We start from the raw sequence: 14,488 nt of genomic DNA on the forward strand, positions 1-14,488 counted from the left end.
TAATTAGCAGGGCAGAGATTTCTCTGCTTTGTTATACTTTAAATATATTTAGAAAGTCACTTTGTAAGAAGTCCACAAATGTATAAGGTTTTAATGTCCTTTAAATTATGAAAAGTCTTAAAAAGTAATTAAGATTTATAATCTATTTAATAAGTATGGTATGATATACGTATACAGTTGGTGAAATATTGTGAAAGGAGGTTTTGTTATATAGTAGAAATAAGTAGGAAATCGTTATTAGGCCTTTAATATTCAGAAAATTCACAGAGTTTCAAAGTAAAGAAATTTTACAAGGGGGGATTTTTTTGAGACACGAGTATACTAAAAGGTTAAGTGGATTATTAGCTTTAGTCTTAGCATTAAGTAGTGTATTTACAATAGGTTTACCGAGTATAGCAAAGGCAGAAGAGGAAACATTTGTAGAAACTTTTACTAATTACACTTCAGAAAATGCTGGACAATATCTAGATGGAAGTTTCATAGGTGATAATGATATTGAGTGGCATTACGTACATGCTAGGGAAGGTTTAATTGATCAAAGCGACGATTATTCAATAGATGGTAAAGGGATAATGTTAAGAAGATCAGGAAATAACTCTACTATATATGCAGAAATCGAAAATGGAATAAAAGATTTTTCTGTAGACCTTAAAAAGGCTTTCACTAACAATCAAGAACGAACCGTAGAATTATTTATAAACGATGAATCAAAGGGAACATATACTTTAGATAATAATAACAATGGGGTTCAAAACTTTAAAGTAAAAGATATAAATATAGAGGGGAAATTTAAGCTAGAAATTAGACATGCTTCTGGTGGAAGTAGAAATGCTCAAATAACAGTAGATAACATTACATGGACGTCTTATGATGGTAGTACGGAAAAGAAAAACTTATTAGAAAATGGCGACTTTGAAGAATGGGAAAATGGTTTACCAGTAGGTTGGTTTGGGGCAAAATCAAATATTGCTAAATCAAAAGTAAATAAAACTAATACTGGAGCTAAAGATGGAGATTATGCAGTTCAATTAGCTGAAACAGGTTCTAGCCACAAAAGGTTTACTTCTAAGCCTATATCTATTAAGAAAGACGTAGAATATACATTGACATATTGGGTTAAAGGAAAAGGGGAAATAAGAAATGCTTTCTTTAGAGACGGAGGCTATTCGCAGTATACAGATTATACAATACTAGACACTGATGAATGGCAGGAGATTACTTATACATTTAGTTATGATAAAGATGTAGATGATGTAGAAGTAATATTTTCCGTAAGAAATGCAGATGAAGAAAAAGGTTACATACAAGTAGACGATGCTCTGTTAGTATCTGATGAAGATGAAGTTGAAGAGCCAATAAATAAAGTATCCAATGTAATAGCACGACCTAAGGAAGGTACAGTAGATAAAGGAACTGAAGTTATATTAGAAACGGAAACTAAAGGTGCAACTATATATTATACAATAGACGGCAGTGAGCCGACTGTAGAAAGCAGTAAATACGTTGAACCAATAATTATAAACGAAAATACAACTATTAAGGCAATAGCAGTAAAAGAGGGAATGGAAAATAGTGATATAGGCATATTTGTGTACAATATAGCTGAACTTATGACTATAGCGGAAGCAAGAAAACTTAACAAAGGTGACTTTGCAAAAGTTAAAGGAATAGTGACCTTCATTGATTCTAACAATAATTATTTCATACAAGATGAAACTGCTGCTATAGATATATATAAGAATGGAGAAGACTTAGGGTTAAAAATTGGGGATGAAGTTATTGTATCAGGGAAGATAGATGAATATGCTGGATTATTAGAAGTAGTCCCTCAAGACCATAATGATGTAGAGGTTGTAAGCAGTGATAATGAATTGCCAGAACCAAAGTTAGTTACCTTCTCTGATATTAAAACTGGTAATTATGAATGTCAAAGAGTTAAAGTTGAAAAAGTTTATTTAAAAGAAATTAATTATGAATTTAATACTATAATAGAGAATTTATCAGGAGATACTTTAATTATATTTAGAATGCCAGAATTAACAGGTATAGGAGAAGGGGATTTAGTAGATATCATAGGATTTGGTTCAATACACAATGAAAACTATCAATTACGTGTACAAAACCCAGAAGATGTAACTAAAACCGAATTAGGGCCAGATATAGAAGCACCAGTTATAGAGCATGAGCCAATAAGTAATGCGAATATATATAAAGATTTAGAAATAAAAGCTAAAGTTACAGATGATAGAGAAGTGAAGGACGTTAGGTTATTTTATAGAACTAAAGGTGAAACAGAGTATAAAGAGAAAGAAATGTCCTTAGTTAATAAGGAGTATGTTACGGTTATACAAAAGGCAGAACTAAATATGGCTGGATTAGAATACTTTATATGGGCTACAGATGGAACTAATGAAGCAACAGCCCCAGAAAATAGGGAAAACCCATATTTTGTAGAAATAACTGATGAAGATATTTTACCACCAACTATAACAAAAGTAGAACCAGAAGAAGGGGCAGTCCTTGATGAATCTGATACAAAACCAGTAATAAAAGCAGAATATGAAGACCCATCAGGAATAGATACTGATTCTGTTCAAATTTTTGTTGATGGAGTAGATGTAACAGATAAGGCTACTGTTACAGAAGAAAGTGTTACTTATATTCCAGAAGAAGATTTAAAACTATATAACCATAGTGTTACAGTTCTTGTACGTGATACAAAAGGAAATGAAGAAACTAAAGCCTGGAATTTTTCTATAGGTGAAGCAGAGTACAATCATTACTTTGGACAGTTACATTCCCATACAAATGTTTCCGATGGTACGGGTACACCAGATGATGCTTATACTTATGCAAGAGATAAAGGAAAGGCTGATTTCTTTGCAGTAACAGACCATTCAAACTGGTTCGATAATGAATTAGATAATGAAAATATTACAGATATATCCGAATCTACAAGTGAAAAATGGAAGTTACTTCATGAAAAAGCTGATGCATATAATGAAGATGGGGAATATGTAGCTTTAGCTGGTTATGAAATGACTTGGAGTGGTTCCACTGGTGGATGGGGTCATATAAATACTTTCAATACACCATGGTTTGCATCTAGAACTAATAGAGATATGGATCTGAAGGCTTATTATGATAAAATAGCCCAGCACCCAGAATCTATCAACCAATTAAATCATCCTGGTACAACCTTTGGAGATTTTGCAGACTTTGGTTATTATAGTGAAGGGGCAGACGATGTTGTTCAATTAATAGAAGTAGGTAATGGAGAAGGCCCTATTAGAGGTAGTGGGTATTTTCCAAGTTATGAATATTATACAAGAGCTTTAGATAAGGGATGGCATTTGGCTCCATCAAATAACCAAGATAACCATAAAGGCAACTGGGTAACATCCAATGATGCAAGAGATGTAATACTTACCGATGAATTAAATAGAGATAGTATTTATGATGGTATCAGAGATATGAGAGTATATGCTACAGAAAATAAAAATTTGGAAATAATGTATAAAGTAAATGGACAATTAATGGGTTCAATACTTAATAGTCCAGAGAAATTAGATATATCTATAAATATTAATGAGCCAGATACGGATGATGAAGAGCAAAAAATTAAAAGAGTAGAACTTATTTCTAATGGTGGGGTAGTATCTGCGTCAAAAGATTTCGATGAACATAAAGTAGATTGGAATTTTGAATTAGAACCAATATATGATTATTATTATGTAAGAGTTGTTCAGGCTAATAAAGATATATCAGTTACAGCACCAGTATGGGTTGGAGAAGTATTGCCAGTAGGTTTATCTGGACTAGATGTTTCTAGTGATTATTTTGAATTAGGAAATTCTATTGATTTAGATGCTGTTGTATATAATAATGACGAATCTATTCTCAGTGAAGCAAAAGTAGAATTTTATGTAGGTAATATTTCTGATGAAAATAAAATTGGTGAAGACATAGTTAAAAATATTGGCCAAGGTAGTACGGCAAAGGCAACAATGAATTGGAAACCAGAAGATTCTGGAGAGTACAATTTGTATGCAGTTGCTACAATACCTGGTATAGATAAAGCCTTTACAACTAGTAAGAGAGTGGAGGTAGTTCCTAAAGGTTCAGCTGTAAAAGTTATGGTAGATTATGCTCATAGTAATCAATACGTAAGTGGGGACTATGAAGGTATGATTAATAACTTTAGGGAAATGCTTAAGGATAAGAAAATGGTTATGGTAGAAAATCATGAACCATTAAAAGATGAATCTTTAGAAGATATGGATGTATTAGTAATAACATCACCTCAACCAAGGGATAAAGGAGAGGTTAAAAGGTCTAAACTTAGTGATGAAGAAATAGAGGCAATTAAAAGGTTTACTGATAGAGGTGGTTCCTTAATAATTACTTCAAGAGCCAATTATGGGGATGGAACAGGAGATTATCAAAACTCTATTCAAGGTAATAAAGTATTAAATGCTATAGGCTCAAATGTAATATTTAACTCTGACCAAGTAGTAGATTATGAAAAGAATGGTGGGCAACAATATAGACTATATTTTGAAAACTATACTTCAGATAAATATAACTTAACACCTAATCTTGGTGAAGGTGATGAATATAGTTTCTATAGTGGATGTTCAGTATTGCTTAAGGAAAATGGAAAAGATGAAAATGTAGATTTTCTAGTAAAAGGCCATTCTACGACTAAAAATGAAAATGCAGGCAATACTCCAGCAGGATTTATTCCTATAGATGAAGGAAATGTCCATGTTCTTTCTGCAGAGGAGCTACCAAGTGGAGGTAAGGTAATAGTTTCAGGTTCAACATTTTTCTCAGACTTTGAAATGGCAGGGGATAATAGGTATTCAAATATTGAAATAACCAGTAATATCTTAGATTGGTTAAAACCTGAAAGAGAAGTAGAAGTTAAAACTATAAAAGAAGTAAGGGATGGTATGCCAGAAAATTTTGGAGAAACTTTTGCTATAGAAGGTAGGGTTACTGCTATGTCAGAGGCTTATTCAAAAGAACATAATTTAAATAATGCCTTCTTTGAAGTAATTTATGTACAAGATGAAACTGGTGGAATGACTATATTTGGTGTATCCCAAACTAAGTTACCTTTAGGTACTAAAGTTAGAATCATAGGTACAGCAGGAGAATATGAAGGGGATTATCAACTTCAAATAAGAAATGAAGCTGAGGATTTAATAGTTATAGGTGATGAAATTAAAGAAATAGAACCAATAGAAATGACCGCAAAGGATAGTATGTTAAAAGAAAATGAAGGATTACTTGTGAAAGTAAAAGGAAAGGTAAAAGAAATAGATGAATTGAGGAATAGCCTATATATTGAAGATGATTCAGGAGTAGCCAGGGTATATGTAAATGGATATATAGGTGATGGATCTGGTAATGAAGAAAGTCTAGGAAAATGGAATCCAGACATTAAAATAGGAGATACAATAACCGCTATTGGTTTAGCATCTACGGATCCAGAAGGGCCGAGGTTAAGAGTACGAAATACAGCTGAAATTGTAAAAATGGAAGAACCAGTTGATCCGACAGAACCAGATAAAAGGGCAGCTGAAAAAGTAGAAGAGATGATAGAAAAAATACCTTCTATTGATAATTTAACATTAAAAGATAAAGAAAAAGTAGAAGTAGCAAGAGAAGCCTATGAAAAATTAACAGAAGAACAAAAAGCTTTAGTAAGAAATATTAATAAATTAACAGAAGCAGAAGAGAAAATTTCTGAGTTAGAAAAGGAAAAACCAGTTCCAGAAATAGATAAGACCAAGTTGGCGGCAGCAATATCCAAAGCAAAAAAATTAAATAAAAAGGACTATACAAAAGGAAGCTGGAGGGCATTGGAAATAGCATTAAAATCGGGAAAGATTATATATGAAAATGAAAATGCAACTCAAGAAGAATTAGATAAGGCAGAAAATGATTTATTAAATGCTATTGAGGCTTTAGAATTAAAATCAACAGAGCCAGAAGAACCAAAAGATCCAAAAGACCCTAAAGATCCCAAAGATCCGAAAGAACCAGAAAAGCCAGGAAAACCAAAAGATGATTTAGGAAAGGGTTCTGAAAATAAAGGTGAATTACCGAAAACAGGTGAAGGCAAAAAAATAGGATATATTGTTATTGGTTTAGCCCTAGTATTGGCTGGTATAGTTATAAATAAGAGAAAACAATCATAATAATGAAAGAAATAATAAAAGAATAATTATCTATAAAATATTATAATATGATTAATAGGGGATAGATGGTAATAAACTTTCTATCCCCTATCTCTATATAATTGTTTGCCGACTTAATTCATAAGAATAATATAATATATGATAAAATAAATATCTATACAAAGGTACTTTGAACATAATAGTAGAAAAGTGTCATAATATGAATGAAAAAACATTTCGTATTTTCTTAAAATAAATTGAAACAACATTTCAGAAGTGGTATACTTATATAATAAGGGAATAAAAAACAAAAGTTCAAAAGGGGGATTTACAGAATGAAAAGTAAAAGAGTAGTATCATTACTTATAGCGTTAACCATGTTTCTGTCGCTAGGTTTACCTGCTATAGCTGAAAAAGCTTCGGAAGAACCTGTAGAAGGAAAGGAATGGCATTGTGTACAAACAGGGACTTTTTCAAGTAAGGAAAACGCATTAAATTCAGCAATAGAACTGTACGGTTTAGGTTTTGAAAATGCTTTCGTTTTTGATGATCCTAATAGTGACTTTTTCTACACTATAGCTGGACGATTTGAAACTAGAGAAGAGGCAGAACCCGTATTAAATGAAGTAAAAGAACATAAAAAATATGAAGGATCTTGGATAACAAAAAGAGTAATAGATGACTCAGATATAACTAAGGCTAGTGATCATGTGGAAAAGGAATGGTATTGTGTTCAAATAGGGGTTTATAGTACTAAAGAAGAGGCTATGGAACGAGTAGTTGCTTTAATAGAAGCAGGATTTGAAAATGCTTTTATGCTATTTGATAAAAACACTTATAACCATTGGGCTATGGCAGGAAAATTTGAAAGAGAAGAAGATGCTGAAGGTCTAAAAGAAGAAGTTATAGGAAAAGGATTTCAAGCATTTGTAACTAAAAGATCTTTTAAAGAATCGGACATGTTTAGACCTGGAGATGAAGGAGATATAAAGTCAAGATATGAAGAATTTATGGAATTAGTAGATATATTACCTAATCCAGAGGACATTACTACAATAGTTGTAACTGATAAAGTAAATGCTGAAAAAGCTAGAGCTCTTTATAATGAAATGAGTGAAGAGGAAAGGGCAAAAATAGAAGAAGGATATTTAGAAAAACTTGAAGCAGTAGAAGAGAAAATTCAATCTTTGAAAACTCCGATTATATCAGAAACTCAAATAAGTGTAAGACAAGCACAGGCTTGGGCAGTAAAAAGAGGTGCCCATAAACGATTTGTAGATATTGCTCCTGTATATTGGCAATATGGAGAGTTAATGGGTATGAGGCCAGAAATACTCTATACTCAATCTGCTAAAGAAACTAATTTTGGTAAATATACTGGACAAGTTAGACCAGAAATGAATAATTGGGCTGGAATTAAAATAGCTGATCCAATAGGAGATAGACCAGAAGACCATGAAACTTTTGCTACACCAGAGGATGGCGTAAGAGGACATTTTAATCATTTAGGTATATATTGTGGAGTAGACCCAGTTGGAGAACCTCATCCAAGATGGTATAAGACTAAAGAAGCTGAATGGGCAGGTACAATACTTTTTGTTGAAGATTTAGGTGGACTTTGGGCTCCTAATCCAGACTATGGCATATCAATAATTAGGGATTATATGGTAGACTTATACAATACACCAGAGCCAACAGAAGAGAATATAGATGTATCTTTAGGATTTAGTAATAGAGTTGAAGAATTAGGAAATATAGATGAATTTGAAATAAAGGATATAAAATTAGCTAAGGATATCATAGATGAATATGATATAATTCTTACAGAAGAACAAAAAGCTTTAATACCATATAATATAAAAGATAAAGTTAATGAAATAAAAGAATGGTTTAATGAAAACGCTGTACAAACTATAATAGATGCAATTAATAAATTGCCAGAACTTGAAGATTTAACATTAGAAGATAAAGATAATGTAGAAAAAATAAGAATAGCTTATGAATCATTAACAGATGAACAAAAAGATTTAATAACAAATATTGAAGTATTAGAAGTAGCAGAAGAAAAAATAGCTGAGCTAGAAAAAGAAGACCCAGAAGACCCAGAAGAACCAAAAGATCCAGAAGATCCAGAAGACCCTAAAAAACCTAAGGAACCAAAGGATCCTAAAAAACCAAAAGCCCCAAAGAATGATAAAGGTAAGTTGCCAAAGACAGGCCATAATAATAAGACAAATATATATTTCGGTAGTTTAGTATTAATATTAGCAGGAGTAATTTTAAGAAAAAGAGCATAGTAAAAAAGGTGAGGTAAATCCTCACCTTTTTTTATAGCTTATATTATAAATATTATTTCTTTGCTAAGTATGAAGATATAAATGCAGTAATTGGTACAGTCAAAATAATTCCAATACTTCCTGATATCCCTTGTATAACCTCAGAAACTAAAAAGTCTAGATTTACAACCTGTCTATAAGGCATTTCATATGCTGCCATAAATAATATTATATTTAAAGAACTTCCTGCAAAAGCTAAGATTAATGTGTTAGACATAGTTCCCATAATATCCTTCCCTATATTCATACCAGATTTAAATAATTCTTTTGAAATGATTTTAGGATTGTTTTTGTCTATTTCAAAAACAGAGGAAGCAATGGACATAGCAACATCCATTATAGCTCCTAAGGAAGCAATCAATATGGCAGAGAATGTTAATCCACTTATTTGTACATTTCTATGTTCAGCTATATATATTAATCCTTCAGCTTCATTAGATGTAAGACCAGAAATATTAGCTATATTACTTGAAACATACGAAATTATACCTGCTATTATTACACCTATTATTGTACCTAATATAGCCGATAAAGTTTTTTTACTAGGCTTGTCTATTAATAATAATGTAACTATAGTCGTTATAGCTACGGTAATTATGGTTAAAGGTATAGGCTGGTGGCCTTTAAATAACATTGGAATCATAAAAAATATAATCATTATTCCAGTAAATATTAAAGAAAGAACTGCTTTTACTCCTTTCCATCCAGAGAGAAGTATTAATAAAATGAAAAATCCTCCTATAAGAATATATACCACTTGTTCTTTTTGGTGGTTGTAGACAGATATACTTTTAATGTCATTGTTTTCTTCTTCAATATTTACTATTATTTTATCGTCAATTTCTGTATGTATATTGTATAATCTATTTATTGGATTTTTTATATTGAAAGTTTCCCCTGTATATTTGCCTGTTACTATTTCAATTTCTATTTGTTGGTAGCCAAGATATAAGTCTTCAATAATATTATCTTCTTCCATCTTTTCTTCATTTATATTTTTCACTATAGCTTTTTCAAATTTATAATGGGATTTTTCTTGGTTTAGCATATTAGATTTAGAAATAACTATAATTGAAAATATAATGACTATAACAATTAATACTTTTTGAAAATTTTTCTTCATAGGTAAATCACTCCTTCAATTAAACTGATTAATGATAGGGCTGTACTTCTATTGTACATTTTATGGATAGGATTGTAAACGTAAATGGATAGTTAGATATAATACCATTAGGATAGAAACATACGGGGGAAGGGTATTTTGACATGAATAAAAACTTGAAGGGATTTGATGGAGTGTAATTATGAAGTAGCAAAGATAGAGGATGAGTTCCTATAAAAGCAATAATTCATAGGATTGATGGATTTAAAATGCATTGGCATAATGAATTAAAAATATTACTTGTTTTAGAAGAACAAATTCGTCACTTAGGTATGCTACCATGTAGATATCATAAGTACTATTATCTGCAAGATGATATGTTTAAAAGTGCAACAGAAGATTATAAAAAACATGGGACAAGGGCAAAAGTTGTTAAAAAGGTGGAAAAGGAGTTATTTGAGCTGTATACAATCCTAATTTAAAAGAAAAACCAGAACAATTATCAAAACGGGGTGGAGCGCATTATTCAGATGCAGCTTGTGAAACTATTGGTTCTATTTATAATGACAAGCAAGATATAATGATAGTAAGCACTAGGAATAATGGAGCATTATCAGATTTGCCATATGATGTTGCATTAGAAATAAGCAGTGTGGTGACAGCTACTGGGCCAAGACCAATTGCTCTTGGAAAGTTAAATACTGTAGCTAGGGGATATATTCAATTGATGAAAGCAATGGAAGAATTGACAATAGAAGCAGCAGTTACAGGTGACTATGGTGCAGCATTACAGGCATTTACTATTAACCCATTAGTACCAGCTGGAACAATAGCTAAAGAATTATTAAATGAATTATTAATAGCTTATAAAGATTGTCTACAACAGTTTAAAGATTCTATTGAAAAAATGAAAAAGAAGGCAGATAATACAAATCTATAATAGTCGAATAAAGTAGGAAAAAGGGACTATCCCTTCTTCTCACTTTATTTATGATATACTGAGAAAAAGAGATGCGCTTTTTTTCGCTTCAGGAGGGGATAGAAAATGATTTTTGATTGTCATGGTGACATTTGGACAGATGTTACTATACAAAGGAGTAAAGGAAAAAAAGATGTTATAAAAAATAGACATTTAAATAGATTAAGAAAAGGAAATATTATAGGTGGAATATTCGTTCTGTGGATAGATCCACCTTATAACAAAAATCCAGAAAAAAGATTTATGGAGATGATAGGTTCAACTGCTACGGAAATAATTGAAAATCAGGATATTTTAAAAATAGTTTTAGAAAATGAAGATTTTAACAAGGCATTAGAAGAAGACAAATTAGCTGTTGTTATTGGTGTTGAGGGATTAAGTGGGATTGGAAAGAACATAGATTTAATAAACGCCTTATATATGTTTGGAGTAAGGCATGTTTCTCTTACTTGGAATGAGGAAAATGCATTGGCTACCGGAGTTAGAGGGAATCCTAATAGAGGGCTAACAAAATTAGGGGAGAAAGCAATTAGCTTAATAGAAGAACGAGGAATAATAATTGATGTTTCCCATGCTAATGATAAAAGTTTTTGGGATATATATGAAAAGACTACTAAGCCTTTTATAGCTTCTCATTCAAATTGTAGAAAACTTTGCAATGTAAAAAGAAACCTTACTGATGAACAGCTTAAAGCTATTAGCCATAAGGGTGGTCTTGTTGGGTTAAATTCATTTAATGAATTCGTCCATCCAGATAAGGATAAGCGGGATTTAAAGCATTTAGTAGATCATTTAGATCATATGGTAGAAATTATAGGGATCGATCATATATGCTTTGGATTTGATTTTTTTGACTTTCTTAAAAATGATACTACTGATGATTTTGTAGAAGAGGATACTGTTGCAACTTTAGGCTTTGAAAATGTTTCTAAGACTCAGGATTTAATTAATGAGATGATTATGAGGGGATATAGTAATGAAGATATCAAGAAAATATCTTATAAAAATTTTTACAAATTCATAAAAGAAATATTAGTATAATTATTATTAGAGAAGGGGAAAAACAATGGTTTCCTCTTCTCATTAACTTTAAAGGCGTAGATGTTTCACTTCTCTATACTTTCTATAGGCCATAATCTTTTTTATTTTTTTAACATTTTCTTCGTTTTCTCTAGATAAATCCTCATTTTTTTCAATTTTAATTAATATCCTATCTAATTCCTTATGATTTAGACCTAATGCAAACTCATCAGTAATTCCTGGAGCTATATCAGGACTGGGCTTTTTATCAATTATTTTTTGTGGGATATTTAGTTTGTTGGCAAGTTCAAAAACTTCTGTTTTATAAAGGTGACATATAGGTTCAATATCACATACTTCGTCTCCCCATTTTGTATAAAATCCTGTAAAGGCCTCTGTTTTATTAGTACATCCAGCTACTGCATAGCCTAATTGCTCAGCGTGGAAGTATAATACAATAGATCTGACCCTAGGTTTTGCTCTATAATAAGCAAGGCTTTCAGAAAAGATTTTGTCACCTTGAGTGGCTAAATCTTGGATGAATGGATTTTCTTCATTAGTCCAAATGTTTTGGGAATATCTAGTTTGTAAGGATTTTGGGAATGGAAATGCAGGAGGCTTAAGGGAGTATACTCCTATTTTTCTTAAAATGTTGGTAATATTTTTTATTTTATAATCAATTTCTAAATAGTCACATACAAGTTTTGCGTCATCAACTGTATCTGATGATGAATCTCTTTCTGGAAGTATTAAACCAAAGACTCTATCCTTCCCTAGAGAATCTACTAGAAGTTTTCCTACTACTGCAGAGTCAATTCCACCACTGATGCCTATGACTACACCGTTATAATTATATTTTTCTATACTATTTTGTATAAAGGTTCTTATTTTTTCCACAATACCACCTCTTATTTAGAATTGACTTAATACATTTAATTATTCTATCTTAATATGATTGTATTTTATCAAATAGGCATTGTCAATGAATGAAAAAAGAATTATGATTTTTCGCATTTCTTCTATTATATGAGGTATATATTTCTGTGTTTTTATGATATATTGTATTATAATGACAGAAAAGAGAATAGGATAAGATGAATAATGTCCTTGTGAACTACCACCACTTATAGAAGTGATGGCTTCCTGCTTCCTAGAACATAGCAAATGATCCATTAAAATAATATAAAATTAATTAGAGGCATAAAAAAATAATACTTGATTTAAAAAGGGGGATTTTATGAAAAGTTCAAAGAAAAATATAAAAAACAAAATATTAGTTTATTTTTGTTCTCTAATGCTATTTGTAAGTTTGCTTATAGTTTTTTTTAGTTATAGAGAAGCAAGTAAAGGAATGAGAGCATTAGAGGAGAAACTAATAAAAGAAAAACTTGCAAGTGATATTAATATTGCAAATACATATTTGGAAAGGTACTATGGAAAAATTGAAAATAAAAATGAGACTTTAGTTGATGAAGAAGGCAACGATATTGAGGGTCAAGAAGATATGGTGGAGGCAATTGAAGAAGAATTAGGAAATATTGCTACAATTTTTTCAAAAAGTGGCGATGACTTTGTAAGAATTTCTACAAATATGGACAATGCGTATGCTGTAGGAACTGCTTTAGAGGAAGATAGTTCAGCTTACAAAGCTATAATAAACGGAAAACAATATATCTGCAAGGCTAATATACTTGGAGAATCACATTTAACTGCTTATGACCCTTTGATTGACGAGAATGGAGATGTTATAGGTATTTTATTCATTGGTATTCCTTTAGATGAAGCTAATGTTTTTATTAAAGGGTATTTAAACAGTGCAAAAATAACTTTCATTGTTGTATTTCTTGTAGCTATTTGTATAGCAGCTTTTCTAATACGTTTAGTTAGCAAGGAAATAACAGAGCCTATTATTCAAATAATAAGTGAGGCTGAAAGAATAGCTAGTTTGGATATTACTAATAATATTTCTAGTCATTTATTGAATCAAAAAGATGAACTTGGTGACCTTGCTAGGGCTTTCCAAAATATTATAGATAGATTTAGAGATTTCACTGAAGAAACAGATTTTTTAGTTAAACAAACAATATCTTCCGCGAAGAATCTAACTACTAATATTCGACAGACAAACATTGTAACAAAAGAAATTATAGATACTATTGGAGAAATTGGAAAGGAAGTTTCTGAACAAGTCGAGGAAACAGAGAAGAATTCAGTTAATGTAAAAGAGTTTGGGGAATTAATAGAAAGTAGTACCTCAGATTTAAAAATTCTAGTTGAAACACTTGAGGATATTGAGAATCTTAAAATGGAAAGTTCTGTCATGTTGGACGAATTACTGACGGGGACCGATGAAAGTAGTGAAGCCTTGGACAAAACATTTAACGTAATAATTGACGTAAATAAAAGTATTGGAGATATTAAAAATGCTGTTGATATGATTGGACAAGTTACTGAGCAAACCAATCTTTTAGCTCTAAATGCTGCTATTGAATCCGCTAGGGCTGGAGAATATGGGCAAGGTTTTACCGTGGTAGTAGAAGAAATAAAGAAGTTAGCGGAACAAACTAATGAATTTACTAAAGAAATACAAATTGGTGTAAAGGATTTAACAAATAAAACTGAAGGCTTAATAAAATCCATGGAAAATGCTTCCCAATTAACAAAAGGACAAGATAAAAGTATAAAGATGACTAGGGAAAAGTTTAATGATATTACAGATGCCGTGGAAAAAGCACATGAAACAACTAATGCCTTAAGTAAATCGGGACAGGCTATAGAAAATGAAAAATCTCATACTTTAGATATAGTTAAAACATTGTTTGCAATTGGGGAGGAAGATGAGGCTTTAACTAAAGAAGCATTA

The 14,488-nt window shown here is 31.2% G+C and carries 7 protein-coding genes and 1 pseudogene; 6 read left to right on the forward strand and 2 right to left on the reverse strand.

Annotation, left to right across the window (positions count from 1 at the left end; genetic code table 11):
• Nucleotides 1–305 precede the first annotated feature (305 nt).
• Together VK071_02825 and VK071_02830 are read left to right on the forward strand one after the other, a co-directional pair.
• Nucleotides 306–6,209 (forward strand): CehA/McbA family metallohydrolase, encoded by a 5,904-nt coding sequence (locus VK071_02825; protein ID HLR34245.1) that lies wholly within the window; start codon nt 306–308, stop codon nt 6,207–6,209.
• A 314-nt stretch (nt 6,210–6,523) separates the two neighbouring features.
• Nucleotides 6,524–8,485 carry an SPOR domain-containing protein gene (locus VK071_02830; protein HLR34246.1) on the forward strand — a complete coding sequence of 654 codons (1,962 nt, stop codon included), beginning with the start codon at nt 6,524–6,526 and terminating at the stop codon, nt 8,483–8,485.
• A gap of 52 nt (nt 8,486–8,537) precedes the next feature.
• Here VK071_02830 and VK071_02835 read toward each other — a convergent pair whose 3' ends face one another.
• Nucleotides 8,538–9,647 (reverse strand): YibE/F family protein, encoded by a 1,110-nt coding sequence (locus VK071_02835; GenBank protein HLR34247.1) that lies wholly within the window; start codon nt 9,645–9,647, stop codon nt 8,538–8,540.
• A 248-nt stretch (nt 9,648–9,895) separates the two neighbouring features.
• Between VK071_02835 and VK071_02840 the strand changes: the two genes are divergently transcribed.
• From VK071_02840 to VK071_02850, 3 genes and pseudogenes are all read left to right on the forward strand, one after another.
• Nucleotides 9,896–10,108: a hypothetical protein gene (locus VK071_02840; GenBank protein HLR34248.1), complete on the forward strand. Its 213-nt coding sequence runs from the start codon at nt 9,896–9,898 to the stop codon at nt 10,106–10,108.
• Between the two features lie 50 nt (nt 10,109–10,158).
• Nucleotides 10,159–10,566: pseudogene (locus tag VK071_02845) on the forward strand (6-phospho-beta-glucosidase).
• A gap of 105 nt (nt 10,567–10,671) precedes the next feature.
• Nucleotides 10,672–11,646, forward strand: coding sequence for a membrane dipeptidase (locus tag VK071_02850; protein ID HLR34249.1), 975 nt, complete (start codon nt 10,672–10,674; stop codon nt 11,644–11,646).
• Between the two features lie 48 nt (nt 11,647–11,694).
• Here VK071_02850 and nadE read toward each other — a convergent pair whose 3' ends face one another.
• Nucleotides 11,695–12,522, reverse strand: a complete 828-nt coding sequence (gene nadE, locus VK071_02855; protein HLR34250.1) for an NAD(+) synthase — start codon at nt 12,520–12,522, stop codon at nt 11,695–11,697.
• Nucleotides 12,523–12,862: 340 nt separating this feature from the next.
• Here nadE and VK071_02860 point away from each other — a divergent pair.
• The coding region (locus VK071_02860; GenBank protein HLR34251.1) for a methyl-accepting chemotaxis protein at nt 12,863–14,488 on the forward strand (1,626 nt) is incomplete at its 3' end.

It is taken from the genome of Tissierellales bacterium (genome assembly GCA_035301805.1).
In the GTDB taxonomy this organism is placed as follows: Bacteria; Bacillota; Clostridia; order Tissierellales; family DATGTQ01; genus DATGTQ01.

Bases quoted from the DNA above. Each gene is read 5' to 3' on its own strand.
- VK071_02830 (HLR34246.1), top strand. From the start codon at position 6,524: ATGAAAAGTAAAAGAGTAGTATCATTACTTATAGCGTTAACCATGTTT.
- VK071_02835 (HLR34247.1), bottom strand. From the start codon at position 9,647: ATGAAGAAAAATTTTCAAAAAGTATTAATTGTTATAGTCATTATATTT.
- VK071_02840 (HLR34248.1), top strand. From the start codon at position 9,896: ATGCATTGGCATAATGAATTAAAAATATTACTTGTTTTAGAAGAACAA.
- VK071_02850 (HLR34249.1), top strand. From the start codon at position 10,672: ATGATTTTTGATTGTCATGGTGACATTTGGACAGATGTTACTATACAA.